The organism is Dongia sp., assembly GCF_041909655.1.
GTDB lineage: Bacteria > Pseudomonadota > Alphaproteobacteria > Dongiales > Dongiaceae > Dongia.
The window spans coordinates 265,815-282,199 of record NZ_JAYRDA010000006.1 but is presented as its reverse complement, the minus strand read 5'-3'; the positions used below and the strand labels follow the sequence as shown (position 1 = coordinate 282,199).

Below are 16,385 nucleotides of genomic sequence, written 5' to 3'. Positions count from 1 at the left end.
ATAGAGAGTTGCGGGGGAGCAGCTTGAAAGGCAAAACAGCGTGCGGCTGTAAGATCGGATGCGCATGTCGCCCGGAATTTCCACCGCAAGTCATAATGTCCCGCGCAATATTTGGAATTGGTAGAGAAGCAGAATGCCACCAGCGCTAACATCCTGTGCCGTTTGCGGAAGCCTCAACTTGCGAGAGGCGGCACGATTGGATCGCTACCCCGCTTACATCGTACCGCTGCCCAAGGACTTGGCTCAGAGCGTACGCTGCGCGGATCTGCTTCTGATGAATTGCCTCGATTGCGGCCACTTGCAGCAGGCCGTTCCGGACCCGGAAATACAGCGTCTAATCTACGACGTTTACTACTCCTACTATTCAGTCGATCGCGCTGAGGCACTTCTGCCGCACTACCGCGTGCCCTTCCATACCTTCTTTTCGGAAACCTTCGGTCGCTTGTCTCCGGCCCTCTCCAGTCTGCTGGAGATCGGTTGTTCTTCCGGCGCCAATGTCGATTTTTTCAAGCAGTTCTGCGAACGCTATGTCGGCGTTGACGCGTCGGAAAAGATTGCCGACGCCAAGCGCGAACACCCAGATTGCGAATTCGTTCATGGCTACTTCCCTGGAGCGATGCCGTCGGGCAGGTTCGACTGCATTGTCAGCCAGTTTAATCTTGAACATATCGCCGACCTGGTCGAATTTCTGACCGCTGCATGGCAGTTGGCAAGCGAGCGGGCGACACTGGTCATTCAGGTTCCCGATATCGGCGAGTTTGTGCGCCACGGCCAGCCCAACTTCCTGGCCCATGAACATCTGCAATACTTCCGGCAGGATCAGCTTGCATACGTCATGCGGCGCACTGGCTGGGAACCCGAGACATGGGCGCCACAAGGCAGCAGTCTGATATGTGCGGCTAAGCGCAGCCAGCCGATCACACAAAAGCCGCAGATGATGAAAAATGACGATGTGGAAGGCATCGCGCATCGATTGGCGCAGACGCCGGCCGTTCGCAGCAATGCCGTTGTCATGTATGGGGTGGGGCCACAGCTCTTCTGGCTGGCACAGCGGGTGGCGCCGGAAGCCATAAAATACGTGGTCGATGATAACCCCAGCTATAAAGGCCATCACGTGCCGGCTCTTGGCTTGCCTGTCTTGACGCTGACCGAGGAGATGCTGGCCGAAGTTCCGTATGTCGTTCTCAGCCTTAACAGCATCTATCATGAAAAAGTGATCGCGAGAATTCGTAGCCTGGGCAGGACGACGACGATTTTGGCTTGCCTCGACAATGGCTGGGCGGAATTCACCGTCAACTGAGCGTTTTGCCGATACTGGAGGAATGTCATCATGCTGAAGCTGGACAACAAGCGCGCCGAGGCTGGTTTAGCCGATTTCGACGCCACGTCTCTCGGGAAAGATGGCTTCCTGCTGGCGCGGGATCATATCGAGCGCGAAGGGGCGATAGTCATGCGCAACCTCGTGACGCCGGATATCGCCGCAGCTCTGAAAACGGCATTGATCCGGGCACTGGCTGAAGACGCCGAGGCGCATGGAACAGAATATCGGTTCTACGGAATGGTTCATGCCCTCATGTCTCGGGGACAGCCTTTCCTGGATTTGCTATCGACCCCCGCTTTGCTGCGCATATGCAGAACGGTACTGGGGCACGGCTGCATCGTGCATGCCTACAACTCGTCGTCGATGCCGCCATCGGCATCGAATTACTCGCGCTCTATCCATGTCGACTGTCCTCGGCTCATTCCTGGCTACATCACCAATCTCGGCGTAACATTGGCTCTCGATCCTTTCACAAGCCAAAACGGCGGAATGGAAATCGTGCCCGACAGTTTTCAGGTGCGCGAGCAGCTCAGCGAGGAGGCTTTTGCGGCGAAGTCGGTGAGGCCGGCACTGAATATCGGTGATGCAATCATCTTCAACGCCCGGTGCTGGCATCGTGGCGGCATAAACCATACTGAGAACTGGCGGCATGCCGTGACTCTCAACCTGTGCCGCTCTTACATGCGGCAACAATTCGACTATCCGCGGATGCTCGCCCCCCAGCATGTGAGCGGCCTCTCCGAAGATGTGCGTCAGTTTCTGGGCTACCATGTCCGCACGCCGGTCAGCATGGCTGAGTTTCTGATGCCTCCCGAAACGCGCCCCCATCGCCCCGGGCAAGAGTAGGCGATATGACGGACACGTTCCCTTTGCTCCTCTCCGATGACGTCATTGGCTTGCGCCGCCCGGAACCGAGTGACGGCCCTGGCTATCATCGCATGCGCAACGACCTCGTTACTGTAGAGCAGCTGATCTCTTTCAATCGCGGCGTATCGACTGCGAAGGTCGACGAATGGATACGCGGGCTTGGCGAGCGTCCGGACGAGCTGGTATTGACAGCCGTCGTTCCGGGTGAGGCGCACCGGCCGGTGGGATTCATCAAGGTCTTCAACATCGACCCACTGTCTGGGAGCTGCCGCCTTGGACTTGCGCTATTCGATTCCGCGGCAGATGGGCGGAAAGGCTACGGCGGGCATATGCTGACACTGTTGCTGCGTTACCTCGCGACGAGCCTGAGAATGCGCAAAGTAACGCTGGAAGTTATCGACGACAATCTGCCTGCGATGAAGCTGTATCTAAGTCACGGCTTCGTCGAAGAAGGTCGGCTGAAAGATCAATACTATATCGGCGGACGCTTTCGCACGGTCGTTCTCATGTCGAAGTTTCTAGCCAGAGAGGAAGCGGCCCATGGCCTCCAGTAAGGATGAGCGTTTGCCGCTTTCCGTGATCGTGCCCTGCTATCATGAAGAAGACGCTCTTCCCGAGTTTTTCCGCCAACTGGCCGCGTGGCAGAATTCCAGTGAGATCGGCCGGAACGCCGAAATAATTCTGGTGGATGACGGCAGCCGTGACGGGACCTGGCGCGTCATTCAATCTTTCTCGGCCCTCGACGAACGAGTGCGCGGCGTTCGGTTGCTGGTCAACCGCGGCAGCCACATAGCATTGCGGTGCGGCTATAGGCATGCCCAGGGCAATCTCATTGTGAATGTGCCCGTTGATCTACAGGAACCATTGGAGCAGATTGATCTACTGCTCGCGGAAATGACCAGCAAACAGGCGGATATCACCCTGGCGATCCGTCATTCGCGGGATGACAAATTGACCGATAGAATATTTAGCGCGCTCTATCACCGTTTGTTGCGCTTGCTCGGCCTGAAGAATCTTCCCGTGGGCGGCTCCAGCCAGTTCCTGTTCTCGCGCCGCGTCATTGACTTGTTGAACAGCTACCCGGACCACTCGGTCACGATCGACGGCTTCATCGCCAACAGCCCCTTCCCCACCGCGACGATCACCTATCATCGACGCGCGGCCGTCAGGACGACACGCTGGTCGTTCATGCGCAAGATTTCCCATGCGCTCGACTCCATCGTGGCTTTCAGCGAGCTGCCGATCCGCTTGATGGGTGCCGCCGGATTGATCATAGCCGCGGCTGGCTTCCTGTTCGCAATCTTTACCGTGTATCGCGCGATCACTGGTGGCGGCACTCCGGAAGGCTGGGCCTCGATCATCTGCGCCGTGACATTGATCGGCGGCTTGAACCTGATGGCCCTGTCGGTCATTGGCGAATATTTGTGGCGAACGCTGAACGAAGCTCGCCGCCGGCCGCTCTATGCCGTTGCGGAAGTGTGTGGGTTCAAGTCCCCTGAAACCGGCAATGCTCAATAGCACCGCCGCGATCGTCGATCAGCCTGACCGGGTCGATGCGGCGGAACTGGCCGACTTTCTTCGGCATGCGGGCGACCAGCTTCTCGGATATCACCATCTCGACTATCAAATCGGCATGACGGCGATCCTGGGCGATCGCTTCCGCCAGTTGATCTTGCGCGACGAGGCGGGGAAGATCGCTGGTTACATGCCGTTCCGAGAGCGTGCCGGGCCGGCAGGGAATCTCGTCAACGCATTGCCCTTCTTTGGTCCCAACGGGCTGCTTGCCGCCCGCGACGACCACTGGCGCGATAGACTTCTGATGGCGTTCAGGGAATCCATGGCACGGCCGGAAGTTCTCGTTGCCGTGATCTATACCCCCTTCCTCCTACCTCCCGAGCCGATCGCCCGCGTCTTTCGCCCGGACTTCCGAGTGCCGAAGGAAACCCAGTACCTGGACCTGACTGGCCCGATGTTCTGGCCGAAGGCTCGGCGGGGCGATATTAGAAAGGCACAGCACGCCGGTTTCACGGTGCGGAGAAGCCAATCGTCCGATGTGCACATGCTGTATCAGATCTACCTGCAAAATTGTGCCGACGCCGGAATCCCGACCAAGCCTCTCTCATATTTTGAGCTGACGATGGGGCTGGCCGAGAACAAGCCGGACCATCCGACATCACCCCTATGGTTGACCGCCGAGCTTGAAGGAAAAATTGTCGCCGGGTTGCTAACTATGCGCGGCCCCCGGGTGGCGAGCTACACCATTCCGATCGCGGCCGCCGATGTCCGGTCGCTGCAGCCGACGGCGCTCTTGATCGATATCGCTATCGAACAATGCCGCGCCGCTGGGCTGGTCCGCTGGAATTTTGAGAGCTCACCCGCCCGGGGCGATCCGGTGTTCAAGTTCAAGGAGCGATGGGGCAGCCAGTCTTCGGCATACGAAATACAGGGTTACTATCCGAATGGAGCCGATCTCGTGCAGGCAATCTCACCCACTGACCTGGCTCGGTCATATCCAGGCTATTTCGCCTATCCATTTCGACATATGATTGAAGAAAAGCGGCTACAGAATGAGCACAGATGATGACCGGATACGGCAATGACTAAGTTGGCTTTTATCCTGACGGTGATAACCGCGGCGATGACCATAGCGGCCAACGTCCTGCTGCGTATGGGCTTGACCAAGGCTGGCGGGCTCGGCGTCTCCGGCCGCGGTTTTATTGCGGATATCGCCAGGCTTGCCCTTGAGCCCATCTTCATTGTCGGCGCCCTGACATACATGGCGACGGCACTACTCTGGTTCTACGTCCTTTCCAGCAGCACGTTGTCAGTTGCCTACGTCATGCTGGTCAGCATGGCGTTTGTCGGCGTCACGCTCCTGGACACAGTCATATTCGGTGCGCCCATTGGCGCCATGAAAATTGTCGGCATCGGAATTATATTGGGCGGTATCGGGCTGGTTGTATTCTCTGGATCTCACTAATACCATCAGCCGCGCCACTTGCCTCCATTTAGCATCAGCATCGACAAGGATTAAACCGTGTCCCCGAGCTCGTCTCCCGAGAACCTGCCTCAGAATGACAGCCTAGTCCGCATCGAGCGGATCAGTGCGGCCCTCCTGTTTTTTATTCTGTTTTCCGGCGCCTTGACGGCAGGAATTGCGGCTTTCCGCATCGGACTGGATTCCAGTATTTGGCCGAGCTTGTGCGCGTTCGCGGCCCTGTCATTCACGTTGGCGGTTCCGCCGGCGATCCTTTCGGTTTTCCTGCCGCGACGGCCGTCATTGGCGATTCTCGTCGGGCCTTCGATCGCGGCCGGGCTTGTCGTATTTCTGGGCTTGTCGTTCCTCGGGTCGCTGGGCGCGATTGTCACGATGGTCGCCGCCATCGCGGCGACTATCCGGCTGGCATGGCTTGCGCGTCCCGAGATGCAGCGCCAAGTCTGGCTCACGGCGCTGGGCTTCGTCCTCGTTTTCATTCTCTATGTCGTCGGTCTGGCGGGAACGCGCTACGGCTCCTTCGTGGCCGATTATCTGGCGCTGGGCGGACGCGCCAGTGCTGACGTCTACTATCACTGGTCGATCACCAACGCGTTGCGCTATTTCGAGCAAGTTGCGATCGGCATAGACGGTCTGCACGGCATCAAATATTACGCCATGGTCCATTTCATCGGCGCCAGAATTGCCGATATGAGTGGCGGCGACAGCGGCTGGACATTCGTTTTGACGCGCGCACTCTTCGTCACGCCGCTCTGCCTTGCCGCCTGCACTCTCATTGCCCTGACCTTCGACCGGACCGAGAGCCGGCGGCCGGCGACCTTGGCCTTCCTCGTGACCTTGCTGGTCTTTCTCTACGAATGCTTCGGCCGCGATTTCTTCGACAGCGAAAGCCATATCCTGGGCCTCGCTTTCTTTGCCCTTTTAGTGCCGACGGCATTCTACGTCATGACCCGGCCGCTCGGACGGAACCTCGCCTGGATCGCTTGGGCCGCCTTGCTCTTCTGCCTTGCCTTGACCACAGCCTCAAAGGTAACGACTGGTTTTGTCGCTCTCGCTTTGCTTGGTTATGTGGCGTTGCGCGCCTATCACAAACGGCCGCTTGTCATGCTCGCGATCTGGGCATCTTCCGTCACGACGGCTTATCTAGTCTATCGCCAGGTCATCGATTCAGGCGTCATCGGCTCCCTCAATGCTGACATCGCAGGCAATTTCGGCATCGACTGGCGCTGGTATTACCCGATCCTGCATTACAGCCTGTCGGCTTTGGCTCTCCTCGCTTTGCTGGTCAGCGCGCGCATGGATGGCTCGATCTGGCTGCAGTTCCGGCAAGGAAAGCTGCCGCTCCTCGAAGTACTGGGTGTCGTGCTGGTGGCCGCGACGCTGCCGGCCTTGCTCTTTCCCATTCCGGCGGGTGGTGGCTATTACATGACCCATCCGCAGATGTGGGTCGCCTTGCCGATCCTGCTGACGATCGGCATTCCGCTTCTGGCGCGCGAATTGCCTGCCTTCAAGCGCGGGGCGTGGCACCGTTCGCTGATCGCACTCGGCATCGTGGCGGCCATGGCTGCCGCGCTGGTCGAGCATGTGCCGGATGTCTTCATGGAACGCCTCGCCCAGATGTTCTCGCAAGCCTCCTTCGTCCGCACCGACGATCCCAGCTTCTTCGAAAGCCGCAAGAAGAAGGCGGTCCGGGACGATATGAAGCGCACCTTCCCGCTGTTGCGGACGTCATCCTATTACTGGCCGGAGCGGCGCCCGCTGGTGATGGAAAATTTGGTTGCCGAACTGAAGGCGCTGCGCCAGACGCATGGCAATAGCCTCGCCGCCTACGCCTCGCCCAAGGCGCAGGATTTCTGGGCGCTCACAGACAATTGCTTCGTCTCGTCGATGATGCTCTTCGGCATGAGCGCGGTGCCGCTGGTCGATGGCTTGCCGCCGCTTTCCACAGGCTGCGCCGAGCAGCAGACGGTGAGCTACGGCTTCAGCACCGCGGCCCGACGCACCAGCGACGAGCCGCTCGACGATACGGCCTTGTGCCAGCTTGCAAAGAGCCGCGGCTTCGACGTGGTGGCCCGCATCGAAAACCTCGGGGCGGTCGACCGGGTCGTAACCTGTGCGCCGTAACGCCTAAGCCGCGGCGGGCGCCTTGCGGTAAATGCAAAAGACGCCTTCGAGCCCGGTCGCGGCATAAGATATATGCTCGACACTCCAGGCCGCCCGCTCGGGCAGCAGGCCAAGGAGCCGTTCTTTCGGGCGCATGAACCGGCCGCGGTCGAGTCGGCGGATGGCGTAGGCCAGGGGTCGGCGCCAGACGCTGCGCGGCAGAATGCTATCGAAAACCAGGACGGCACCGCCGGGGCGCGTCACCCGGATTGCCTCAGCCAGCGCCTTGCCTGCCAGATTGTCCGGCAAGTGATGAAACATGGCGAACGTCCAGACGCACTGAAATGATTCGCTGGGAAACGGCAGCTCCGCGGCCGATCCGACGACCGCTCTATGGCCGGCGGCCGTATACGCCGCCGCGTATGAAGGCTCGATATCCAGCCCGACCGGGTCATAGCCCAGTTTGAATAGCCATGATTCGGGGCCGCATCCCATATCCAGCAGAGGCCCATCCATCGGCAGGGTCGCCACCAGCGCCTGCAAGCGCCGCAGAATGTTCTTCTCCGCCCCCGGCCCCAGGATCATCTGGGCCGCCCGATAGACGATCGGAATGTTCAGAATGCGATAAATCATCAAGCACCACGCCCAGCATTGTCTCAGAAAACCAGGACACTTCTAGAGGTTGCCGCCCCCGGGATGTCAACCCAAAGTTTCCGCTGCCGCCCCCTGTTGCGGATCGCGCCCCTCTGAGGGGCGTTTCGGCCGGCCTTTACGACATTCGGCTCCCATGGCCCGGCCGAACGGGAACAAATCCGCACCAGGCTGGTTAGCAGGGGGTGAAGCGGCGATCTCTCCACTTCCAGGGCCGCCGCGTTGCTGCGTGCGCAGTGAGGATCCCTCCTCCGCTTGCGGTCTTTCGGGTTACGGACAACAGGAGCATCCGATGAAACACGTCATGGCCTTGTGTGTGGTTGGCCTCATATCCTCGACGGGCGCGGCATTGGCCGCGGAATCAGCCCTCGTTCAAACCGCGCAGGCGGATACCGGACGCTTCACCGTCCTTTTTCCGTTCGACCAGGCGACTCTCGATACCGAAGCGCGCGCTGTCATTTCCGCGGCGGCCCAGGAATACCAGCGCAGCGGATCCGCCCGGATCTCGGTGCGCGGCCATACCGATACGTCCGGCAACGCCGCCTATAACCAGGAACTGTCCGAGCGCCGCGAGCAGGCGGTGGTCGACGAACTCGTCCGCCAGGGCGTGCCCGCCGACGCTGTAATGAGCGCGGCCCTGGGCGAAACCGATCTGGCGGTGCCGACCGGTGACGGCGTCCCGGAAGCGGCCAACCGCCGCGTCGAAATCATGTTCGAACAGCCGCCGGCCCCGGTCGCCGAAATGGCCCCTGCCCCGACACCCCAGCCAGCGCCGCCGCCGGCACCCGCCGCGGCCCCCCCGCCGCCCATGAAGCATGACAGGATCTTCAGCCTCGGCGCCTTCTACGGGTTCAACCTGGAAGATCAGGCCGGCAATACCAGCCATCTCGGCGGCCTCAATCTCGCCGCCGATGTGCCGGTCCTGCCCTGGCTGTCACTGGGCGTGGAACAGGCCGGCTTCTATCACTTCGACACCTCGAATGACGGATTCGGCGGGCGCAGCGTGGCCAGCCTCGATTTCCCCTTCGGTGATGACGAGAATTTCCGCCCCCATATCGGCGGCAATATCGGCTATCTCTATGGCTCCGGCATCGACGACGATTTTGTCGCCGGCCCGGAACTCGGCCTCGCCGCCGGCCCCTTCCTCGCCAAGCTCGCCTACGACATCCCGTTCAACCAGGATCTCGATGAAGGCATCATCAACACCACCATCGGTATCCGTTTCTAAGGGGACCGAGTGGGGCTGACGGATCAGGCTAAGATCAGGAAATTGGCGTCCCCAACGGGATTTGAACCCGTGTTACCAACGTGAGAGGCTGGTGTCCTAGGCCACTAGACGATGGGGACCTGCCGGTGGCGCCGGGCATGGCGCTGGAAGCGGGCGAACTCTTAGAGGATTGCGGCGCGCCGATCAAGAGCAATCTAACGCCTTGTCATACATGAACATTTCCAACGCAAAGAGGCTGCCATCCGGTCTGGATGGCAGCCTCGATACGTCTCACGGAAGACCGTAACGCCGACCTTAGAACGTGATCGACGAACCGACCGCGAATTCGATCGCGTCGTAATTGTTGTCGTTGAAGGAGTTGAAGCTGTCGTCGGTAGCAGCCCCTTCATCGGCCGCATTGGCCCAAGTGTAGAAGACACCGGCATCGAGATCGATGCCCGGGCCCATCGCGTAATTGCCGGTCACACCGACGCGGTCGATGTGGTCCTTGGCATTGGTGCCCTCGACTTCACCCACCACATGCGACCAGCCGGCGCCGATCGTCCAGGCGTCGACGTTGTAGGAGAGACCGGTACCGATCACCCAGGTATTCTCGCCGTCGCTGCTGGCGCCGGTGATGGTCGAGTCGGCAAGATAGGTACCGGCGACGCCGACGGTGAAGCCGCCGAAGGCCAGGTTGACGCCGGCATTGTAGCCGGACTGCTCGGTTTCATCGGCGCCTTCTTCCTGCACGTCGCCTTCCAAATAGGCGGCGGCACCGACATCGACGCCCCAGCCGTCACCCTCATGAGTGAAGTGGGCGCCGAGGCCAATATTGTTGTCGGCATTGCCGGCCTGGCTGTTCGCACGCCATTCGCCGTCGGCATTGTCGCCGTTGTTGTAATCCTTCTCATCATCGTTCGGGGTGAACGCCACGCCGAAGGTGAAGCCGCCGAATTCCGGCGAGTAATAGACCAGCTTCTGCGACTTGTCCTGATTCGCTTCCATGCCTTCGATGTCGAAGACACCCGGCGAAACGGCGGCACCGGTGGTGTTCGGCGAATAGGGACCGAAATTCGCGGTCGAGCCCGGCGGCAGCATGTACATGTTGCCGGCGACACCCGTCTGCGAACCGATGCGGACGTCACCGAAGCCGCCGCGGAAGAAGGCATAGGCCTGGTCGATCTGGTCGTTGTTCTCGTCGCCGCCTTCGAGATCGAAGCGCGCACCGACGGTGACGCCGTTATCCAGCGTCACGCTGCCGAGGAAATAGATTTCGGCATCGGTACCGACACCGACTGCGTTCTGGTCGTCGCCGGCTTCTCCGGCATCGTCGTCATCGAAAGCCACGCCGATCGCGTTGGTGATGTAGCCGCCAAGTGACAGCTTCACGCCGTCCGACGCCATCGCCGCCGTGGCCAGCAGGCTGGTTGCGCAAAGAGTGGTGGTACCGAGAAGAATGCGTTTCACCGCCATCGCCCCCGTTTTCATCATTCATGTTCCCATGTTGCGGATGACACGCCACCTGGCGCCCCGTCCATTGTCTGCCTTGCAATCAGCAACGCGTTGACAACGCGTGCAAGGTGAAGGTGTCGCGGAAGGTAAAGGACGGGAGTCAGATCGGAAAAGCGCCTATCTTTTGTATTCGGTGCTGAAAGAAATTCACCAATGCAGCAAACCGAGGCCTCAATAAAGCAGATCTGCGCCGCTCCATGAAGCAGCGGCATGGCAGGACCGATGAAATCGAATGCCTGGGCCTCGCGCGGCCTCAGGCTGCGACAAACGGATTGCCGAAGGCCCGTGGCGGCTGATGCTGCGACGGGGCCTGCTCCCGAATCATGTCGATGAGTGCCCGCAAAGCCGCCGGCACCTGCCGGTGACTGGGATAATAGAGATAGAGTCCCTCCAGACAGGTGGACCACTCCTCCAGGACCCGCACCAATTGCCCGGATCTCAGGAACGGCTCGGCCAGCGCCTCGATGGTGAGTGCGATGCCCAATCCGTCCACGGCCGCGCGCACGGCAAGCTCCGGGCTGTTGACCATGACATGGCCGTTCACCGCGATCTTCTGCATGCTGCCGTTGCGCTGGAACGGCCATTCCAGCACGGCGCCGTCCGCCCCCAGGCGATATTGCACGCAATTGTGCTGCCCCAACTCTTCCGGTGTGCGCGGCTTGCGGTGCCGCGCGAAATAGGAGGGTGCCGCCACGGGGGCAAGCCGCATCGGTCCCATGACCCGCACCGCGATCATGTCGATGGCCGCCCGGTCATGGGTGCCGATCCCTGCGTCAAAGCCCTTTGCCACGATATCGATCGGCGCTTCGCCCACCTGCAATTCGAGATGCACGTCCGGATAGGTGGAGAGGAAACGCTCCCAAACCGGCGTGATCACCGCGGCCGTCGCCATCTGCCCGGCATAGATCCGCAAGCGCCCGAAGGGCCGCTGCCGTTCGTTGTTGAGATCCTCCAGGGCACCGTCGATCTCGTCGATCGCTGGGCGCAGCCGTTCCAGCAGACGCACGCCCGCATCGGTCAGCGACATGCTGCGCGTGGTACGATTCAACAAACGCACACCGAGACGTTCCTCGAGCTGCCGCATGGAATGACTGAGAGCCGACGGCGTGATTCCCAGCCGCGTGGCGGCCGCTCGGAAGTTCAAATGATCGGCAACGGCAATGAAGGCAGTGAGGTCGCTTAGATCGCTACGATGCATTCCTGAATTCTCCTCAACACCGAATGCAATAGATATGGGCTTCTCATTTACGCGCGCTATCCACATCTTTGCTGCTGACGCCGAGCAGCGGCGTTATCTGGTTACAAAGGAAATGGATCGCGATGCCAATGCCGAGCGTGCATACGCGGCCCTCTCGAATGAGTTGCCTAATCCTCGATTGTGTTTGCTGATTCTTCGCGTAAGCCAATTTGTCGCAGGCCCTTGTTGATGAAATCCGTCCTTGGTTCGTGTTCTCGCCCGCGATTGCCGGAACATGAGCCGATGGCCCCGGCGCCCTCCTCCAGGGGCGCCGGGGACGATTTCAAGCGCCGCACGGCTCAATGACCAATTGATATGACCGATTGATATGATCGACACAGATGATCGGCGCCCGCACGAACATCGCCGATGCTGTGGATGCACTTATTCGCCGGCCGCGCGCATCGCGCAGGGCGTACAATCCTGGTTCGAACGCCAAGCTTGGGATTGTGACGGTTGTAGCCGACATGTACTGCGCGATGGTCACCGCGTGCGTCTAGCGATGCACGCGCAACAGATGCTGTCGCGACTCACATCACGTCAGTTCCATGTGTGAAACACAGATTCCACAGACATGAATGAATTCGATCACGACGCGTACAAGGAGAGACTCGCACAATCGGCGCGGCCACAAAAGGCGCTCGCGGCGTGGAGCATCCTTGTATTTGCGGCGGCCGTCTTCATCGGCCTCGGCCTGTCGGTGAGCGGAGAGGAAAGCGTCGATTGCCGTGCCCGCGGCCCGGTGCTGGAAATACATGTGCCGGAGATAACCGGCATAGATCCCAACACCATCAATCCCGGCCATCGGAAGGATTGGGCACCGCGCATCGACCCGCATGAGGTGGATGAGGAAGAAGACGGCGCGAGCGGAGATTCCCCGAGCCCGGAAACAGTCCCGGCACTCCCGCGCGGGAATCTGAGATGCTGACGTCGCAGCCCGTCATGGCCCGGCGCTGCGGCGCCGGCAAAGAGATGCGGGCGGCAGACCACCTGCCGCCCGCTCTTTGTCGCTGACCGCCGCCGCACTCGGGGGAAGGGGCATACGGCGGCCCGCCGACGTCGTCCTTAGAAACGGAACAGAAGACCGGCGCCGACGATCGCCTGCGTGGCGCTGCCCTCGTCATCGACGATGGGACTGTCGGCGGCGTCGCCGACCAGTTGCGTGATGCCGGCCATGCCGGTGATCCCCCAATGCTCGTTCCATTGATAGATCGCGTTGACCATCAGGCCGACATCCTTGATGCCGCCATCGGCGTCGTATTGCGAGAGGCCACTGCGCCGGGCGTTGTCGGCATCGATGCCGAAATAGGTATCGTTGTAATTGCCGCTGGCATAGGTGGCCGAAGCGCTGATGCCAAGATGCACGCGCTCCCAGGGCTGGAAGCTGTAGGACGGGCCGAAGCTGATCGTGGTGCCGTCATGCTCGCCGCCCACATCGCTCAGCCATTCGATCTCGAAGGCGATCTCGTCACCGGGCAGCAGGCCGGCATCGGTATAGAGCTTGGCGAAAGCGCCCATCTCGATCGTGCCGTCGATATTGCGAAGATCGTCGACGCGGTCGTTGTCGACATCGTCCCGGCCGCCGCGATAGGAAAGTGCGGGGCCGAATTCCAGCCCGAAGGGCAGCAGATCGCCCGGCAACACATTGGCGCGCAATCCCGGCCCCCGGGCCTCAATATAATAGTCATCGTAAGAGAGCTTGCCGGCAGCCAGCGGCGCCGGCCCGTAATCCTCCGAGCCCTCGTAATCCGGAACCGCCAGGCCACCCAGGATCAAATGGCCGCCCCAGCCTTCCGCCTTCTCCTCTTCCCCCAGCGCCGGGGAAATGCCGGCGAAGCCCAGCAGCATCGTCAAAGCAAGGCCCCATCGGGTTGCGATCGCAACGGCTCTCATTCTTTCGTCCCTTCTTCGGCGCGCGCCGGCGATTTCGCCACCGCGTCCTGGATCGCGGCATCCAGCACCAGATCGAATCGCCTGGCCCCGACCCGGCCCTGCAGGATCGCAGCCAGCAAGGGCGGCAAGGGTAGCGGATTGTTCGGCCCGGCCATGTCGGGGCTATCCATGACGTCAGAGCTATCCATGATGGTTTCCAATCGATGATGGGAATTGTCTCTCGCGGCGGACCTTACAGGGCGGCCCCCTTCCGGCGATGTCGGCTGCTTGTCGATTTGTTACGAAATATTTCTTGTGTGAGCTTCCCGCTGAACATTTGTCCGAGCTCGGCTAAGGTGGCGGCACCTTTCCACACGGAAATCGGGGGATTTCGGCCCCCAACCCCATGAACAAGAGCCATGAACCAGTCGATTGCCATCCCGCATATCCTGATCGTCGATGACGACCGCCAGATCCGCCAGCGCCTGGCGAAGTTCTTGCGCGAACATGGCTTGAGTGTCAGCGAGGCGGGAAACGGCCGCGAGATGCAGGCATTGCTGCAGCGTGGCCAGATCGATCTGGTCGTCCTCGATGTCATGATGCCGGGCGATGACGGCCTCACCCTGTGCCGTCAGTTGCGGGCCGAGACGCCGATGCCGATCATCCTGCTCACCGCCCTCTCCGGCGATACCGACCGCATCGTCGGCCTGGAGCTCGGCGCCGACGATTATGTGACCAAGCCGTTCAACCCGCGCGAATTGCTGGCGCGCATCCGCGCGCTCATCCGCCGCGCCGGCCTGCAGGCCAATGCCGGCACTACTGCTGTACGTTCGGCGATCTACCATTTCGCGGGCTGGTCGCTCGACGTTAATCGCCGCGCCTTGACCTCACCGGACAAAATCCTGGTCGTGCTCACCAGCAGCGAATTCGATCTCCTCGTGGTCTTCGCCGAAAACGCCCAGCGCGCACTCAACCGGGAACAATTGCTGGAACATCTCCACGGCCGCGTCACCAACCAGTTCGACCGCAGCATCGACGTCCACATCAGCCGCCTGCGGCGCAAGATCGAACCGGATCCGCAAAACCCGACTCTCATCAAGACCATCCGCCATGAAGGCTACTTCTTCACGCCCACTGTTGTTATGAACGGCACCGCCGCCACAGCCGGAACCGCAACCACATGATCAAGTTCCGCAAACCCCGGCTCGGCCTAGCACCGCGCCTCGCGCTCACCATCGCGCTGATCATCCTGTCGACGATCCTGGTCGACGGTCTGTCGCTGGTGATCGTGCCGGAACCGGATGTCATTCTCATGGAAGAGGAATGGCTGGCAGACAATATCGCCGAAGCGCAGGCACGCCTCGATAGCGCGGCACCGGCGGCGCGCCCGGAGATTCTTGCCGACCTGCCCTCCCGGGATCTGCTCGATTTCGCACTCGTCGCGACGCCGGACCGCCGACGGTATCACAATGAATTGCCGCAGAGCGAAGCCCTGGCCGAGATACTCAGACGCCATTTGCGCCCCGGCACCGAGATCATCGTCAGGGCCAAGGACTTTCCCTGGGACTTCAACCGGTCGCTGAACTCGGTCGCTGTCGTGGTCAGCCAGATGCCGGTGCGTCTGGTTCAGTCAGTGTCGGAGAACGGGCAGGAGGAAATTTTTGCGACACCGCATCTCGATATCCATGTGTCGCTGGCCGATGGAACCTGGCTCTTCGTATCGCAAAGCAATGACGATTCCATGGGACTGCGGCTCGCGCGCAACTTCGCAGCGCCCATATTTGGCATCCTCGCCATTTTGCTGATCTCCTTCTGGGCCGCGCAGCGCATGCTCAAACCCTTGCGGCAGATCGCGGCCGCAGCGGAAAAAATGGGGCGTGAACGCAACGTGACCGTGTTGCCCGACATGCGCATTCCGGAATACAAGGCCATCGCCGACAGCATCAACGACATGCAGACGCGCCTCAAGCGCTTCGTCGACGACCGGACCCAGATGCTGGCCGCGATCTCCCACGATCTCGGCACGCCGCTCACCCGCATGCGGCTCCTCGCCGAGGAACTCACCGACCCCCGCCAGCGGGAACAGGTGCTGTCCGACATCGCCGAGATGGAGGTGATGATCAAGACCTCGCTTCTTTTCGCCCGCGACGACGCGCAACAGGAACCTCATGTCACCGTCGATCTCGCGTCGCTGGCGATCAGCCTTTGCGATGGCATGAGCGATGCGGGGCAAATGGCCAGCTATCACGGCCCCGATCACGCCACCCTCCCCTGCCGCCCGGTAGCCATCCGCCGCGCCCTCGCCAATCTCATCGACAATGGCTGCAAATACGGTGGTCATGTTACGGTGACGCTCAGCGAGGCGCCGGACGCGGTGACGATCGCCATCGCCGATGCCGGTCCCGGCATTCCCGAGAATGAGATCGAGGCCGCCTTCAAACCCTTCCACCGCCTCGAAGCCTCGCGCAACCGCGCCACCGGCGGCACCGGCCTCGGCCTCACCATCGCCCGCGACATCATCCACGGCCATGGCGGCAGCCTCACTCTCCGCAACAACAAGGATGGCCCCGGCCTCACCGCCACGGTTCGATTGCCCAAGCCGGGGGCGTGATGCCGG

The 16,385-nt window shown here is 61.0% G+C and carries 17 protein-coding genes and 1 tRNA gene; 11 read left to right on the top strand and 7 right to left on the bottom strand.

Annotation, left to right across the window (positions count from 1 at the left end; translation table 11 throughout):
• Window positions 1–196: 196 nt before the first annotated feature.
• From ACE3PR_RS14565 to ACE3PR_RS14540, 6 genes are read left to right on the top strand one after another with little or no spacing between them, the layout of a single operon-like run.
• On the top strand, window positions 197–1,300 hold the full coding sequence (locus ACE3PR_RS14565) for a class I SAM-dependent methyltransferase (protein WP_374373266.1): 1,104 nt from the start codon (window positions 197–199) through the stop codon (window positions 1,298–1,300).
• Between the two features lie 30 nt (window positions 1,301–1,330).
• Window positions 1,331–2,167, top strand: coding sequence for a phytanoyl-CoA dioxygenase family protein (locus ACE3PR_RS14560; protein ID WP_374373264.1), 837 nt, complete (start codon window positions 1,331–1,333; stop codon window positions 2,165–2,167).
• A gap of 5 nt (window positions 2,168–2,172) precedes the next feature.
• The gene (locus tag ACE3PR_RS14555; RefSeq protein ID WP_374373262.1) at window positions 2,173–2,742 is read left to right on the top strand and encodes a GNAT family N-acetyltransferase; all 570 of its coding nucleotides are present in this window, start codon (window positions 2,173–2,175) and stop codon (window positions 2,740–2,742) included.
• Window positions 2,729–3,706 (top strand): glycosyltransferase, encoded by a 978-nt coding sequence (locus tag ACE3PR_RS14550; protein WP_374373260.1) that lies wholly within the window; start codon window positions 2,729–2,731, stop codon window positions 3,704–3,706. The genes ACE3PR_RS14555 and ACE3PR_RS14550 overlap by 14 nt, the downstream gene beginning before the upstream one ends.
• On the top strand, window positions 3,696–4,769 hold the full coding sequence (locus ACE3PR_RS14545; protein WP_374373258.1) for a GNAT family N-acetyltransferase: 1,074 nt from the start codon (window positions 3,696–3,698) through the stop codon (window positions 4,767–4,769). The genes ACE3PR_RS14550 and ACE3PR_RS14545 overlap by 11 nt, the downstream gene beginning before the upstream one ends.
• 15 nt (window positions 4,770–4,784) lie before the next feature.
• On the top strand, window positions 4,785–5,168 hold the full coding sequence (locus tag ACE3PR_RS14540; RefSeq protein ID WP_374373256.1) for a hypothetical protein: 384 nt from the start codon (window positions 4,785–4,787) through the stop codon (window positions 5,166–5,168).
• A gap of 89 nt (window positions 5,169–5,257) precedes the next feature.
• Here ACE3PR_RS14540 and ACE3PR_RS14535 read toward each other — a convergent pair whose 3' ends face one another.
• Complete coding sequence (locus ACE3PR_RS14535; RefSeq protein ID WP_374373253.1) at window positions 5,258–5,572, bottom strand: hypothetical protein; 315 nt, start codon at window positions 5,570–5,572, stop codon at window positions 5,258–5,260.
• Here ACE3PR_RS14535 and ACE3PR_RS14530 point away from each other — a divergent pair.
• Complete coding sequence (locus tag ACE3PR_RS14530; RefSeq protein WP_374373251.1) at window positions 5,559–7,307, top strand: hypothetical protein; 1,749 nt, start codon at window positions 5,559–5,561, stop codon at window positions 7,305–7,307. The genes ACE3PR_RS14535 and ACE3PR_RS14530 overlap by 14 nt on opposite strands.
• A 3-nt stretch (window positions 7,308–7,310) precedes the next feature.
• Here ACE3PR_RS14530 and ACE3PR_RS14525 read toward each other — a convergent pair whose 3' ends face one another.
• Entirely contained in the window at window positions 7,311–7,919 is a 609-nt protein-coding gene (locus ACE3PR_RS14525) for a class I SAM-dependent methyltransferase (protein WP_374373248.1), read from the bottom strand.
• 310 nt (window positions 7,920–8,229) lie between these two features.
• Here ACE3PR_RS14525 and ACE3PR_RS14520 point away from each other — a divergent pair, with 310 nt between their 5' ends.
• Window positions 8,230–9,165 (top strand): OmpA family protein, encoded by a 936-nt coding sequence (locus ACE3PR_RS14520; RefSeq protein ID WP_374373246.1) that lies wholly within the window; start codon window positions 8,230–8,232, stop codon window positions 9,163–9,165.
• Window positions 9,166–9,208: 43 nt separating this feature from the next.
• On the opposite strand, the gene ACE3PR_RS14515 is transcribed toward ACE3PR_RS14520, so the two are convergent.
• From ACE3PR_RS14515 to ACE3PR_RS14505, 3 genes are all read right to left on the bottom strand, one after another.
• Window positions 9,209–9,284: transfer RNA gene (locus ACE3PR_RS14515), tRNA-Glu, on the bottom strand.
• A gap of 175 nt (window positions 9,285–9,459) precedes the next feature.
• On the bottom strand, window positions 9,460–10,638 hold the full coding sequence (locus ACE3PR_RS14510) for a porin (protein ID WP_374373243.1): 1,179 nt from the start codon (window positions 10,636–10,638) through the stop codon (window positions 9,460–9,462).
• A gap of 274 nt (window positions 10,639–10,912) precedes the next feature.
• Window positions 10,913–11,857 (bottom strand): LysR family transcriptional regulator, encoded by a 945-nt coding sequence (locus tag ACE3PR_RS14505; protein ID WP_374373241.1) that lies wholly within the window; start codon window positions 11,855–11,857, stop codon window positions 10,913–10,915.
• Between the two features lie 613 nt (window positions 11,858–12,470).
• On the opposite strand from ACE3PR_RS14505, the gene ACE3PR_RS14500 reads away from it, so the two are divergent.
• On the top strand, window positions 12,471–12,824 hold the full coding sequence (locus ACE3PR_RS14500) for a hypothetical protein (RefSeq protein ID WP_374373239.1): 354 nt from the start codon (window positions 12,471–12,473) through the stop codon (window positions 12,822–12,824).
• Window positions 12,825–12,961: 137 nt separating this feature from the next.
• Here the strand turns inward: ACE3PR_RS14500 and ACE3PR_RS14495 are convergent, their stop codons facing one another.
• Window positions 12,962–13,789, bottom strand: a complete 828-nt coding sequence (locus tag ACE3PR_RS14495; RefSeq protein WP_374373236.1) for a MipA/OmpV family protein — start codon at window positions 13,787–13,789, stop codon at window positions 12,962–12,964.
• Complete coding sequence (locus ACE3PR_RS14490; protein WP_374373233.1) at window positions 13,786–13,977, bottom strand: hypothetical protein; 192 nt, start codon at window positions 13,975–13,977, stop codon at window positions 13,786–13,788. The genes ACE3PR_RS14495 and ACE3PR_RS14490 overlap by 4 nt, the downstream gene beginning before the upstream one ends.
• 210 nt (window positions 13,978–14,187) lie before the next feature.
• Here ACE3PR_RS14490 and ACE3PR_RS14485 point away from each other — a divergent pair, with 210 nt between their 5' ends.
• Both ACE3PR_RS14485 and ACE3PR_RS14480 read left to right on the top strand, forming a co-directional pair.
• The gene (locus ACE3PR_RS14485; RefSeq protein ID WP_374373231.1) at window positions 14,188–14,952 is read left to right on the top strand and encodes a response regulator; all 765 of its coding nucleotides are present in this window, start codon (window positions 14,188–14,190) and stop codon (window positions 14,950–14,952) included.
• A complete protein-coding gene (locus ACE3PR_RS14480) occupies window positions 14,949–16,379 on the top strand; it encodes a sensor histidine kinase (protein ID WP_374373229.1) in 1,431 nt (476 codons plus the stop codon). Before ACE3PR_RS14485 ends, ACE3PR_RS14480 begins: the two co-directional genes overlap by 4 nt.
• Window positions 16,380–16,385: the final 6 nt, after the last annotated feature.

Excerpts from the sequence above, each read along its gene's own strand:
- ACE3PR_RS14480 (WP_374373229.1), top strand. The coding sequence starts at position 14,949 with ATGATCAAGTTCCGCAAACCCCGGCTCGGCCTAGCACCGCGCCTCGCG.
- ACE3PR_RS14545 (WP_374373258.1), top strand. The coding sequence starts at position 3,696 with ATGCTCAATAGCACCGCCGCGATCGTCGATCAGCCTGACCGGGTCGAT.
- ACE3PR_RS14535 (WP_374373253.1), bottom strand. The coding sequence starts at position 5,572 with ATGGCGGCGACCATCGTGACAATCGCGCCCAGCGACCCGAGGAACGAC.
- ACE3PR_RS14490 (WP_374373233.1), bottom strand. The coding sequence starts at position 13,977 with ATGGATAGCTCTGACGTCATGGATAGCCCCGACATGGCCGGGCCGAAC.
- ACE3PR_RS14555 (WP_374373262.1), top strand. The coding sequence starts at position 2,173 with ATGACGGACACGTTCCCTTTGCTCCTCTCCGATGACGTCATTGGCTTG.
- ACE3PR_RS14540 (WP_374373256.1), top strand. The coding sequence starts at position 4,785 with ATGACTAAGTTGGCTTTTATCCTGACGGTGATAACCGCGGCGATGACC.
- ACE3PR_RS14510 (WP_374373243.1), bottom strand. The coding sequence starts at position 10,638 with ATGATGAAAACGGGGGCGATGGCGGTGAAACGCATTCTTCTCGGTACC.
- ACE3PR_RS14485 (WP_374373231.1), top strand. The coding sequence starts at position 14,188 with ATGAACCAGTCGATTGCCATCCCGCATATCCTGATCGTCGATGACGAC.
- ACE3PR_RS14505 (WP_374373241.1), bottom strand. The coding sequence starts at position 11,857 with ATGCATCGTAGCGATCTAAGCGACCTCACTGCCTTCATTGCCGTTGCC.
- ACE3PR_RS14530 (WP_374373251.1), top strand. The coding sequence starts at position 5,559 with ATGGTCGCCGCCATCGCGGCGACTATCCGGCTGGCATGGCTTGCGCGT.
- ACE3PR_RS14495 (WP_374373236.1), bottom strand. The coding sequence starts at position 13,789 with ATGAGAGCCGTTGCGATCGCAACCCGATGGGGCCTTGCTTTGACGATG.
- ACE3PR_RS14560 (WP_374373264.1), top strand. The coding sequence starts at position 1,331 with ATGCTGAAGCTGGACAACAAGCGCGCCGAGGCTGGTTTAGCCGATTTC.
- ACE3PR_RS14500 (WP_374373239.1), top strand. The coding sequence starts at position 12,471 with ATGAATGAATTCGATCACGACGCGTACAAGGAGAGACTCGCACAATCG.
- ACE3PR_RS14550 (WP_374373260.1), top strand. The coding sequence starts at position 2,729 with ATGGCCTCCAGTAAGGATGAGCGTTTGCCGCTTTCCGTGATCGTGCCC.
- ACE3PR_RS14525 (WP_374373248.1), bottom strand. The coding sequence starts at position 7,919 with ATGATTTATCGCATTCTGAACATTCCGATCGTCTATCGGGCGGCCCAG.
- ACE3PR_RS14520 (WP_374373246.1), top strand. The coding sequence starts at position 8,230 with ATGAAACACGTCATGGCCTTGTGTGTGGTTGGCCTCATATCCTCGACG.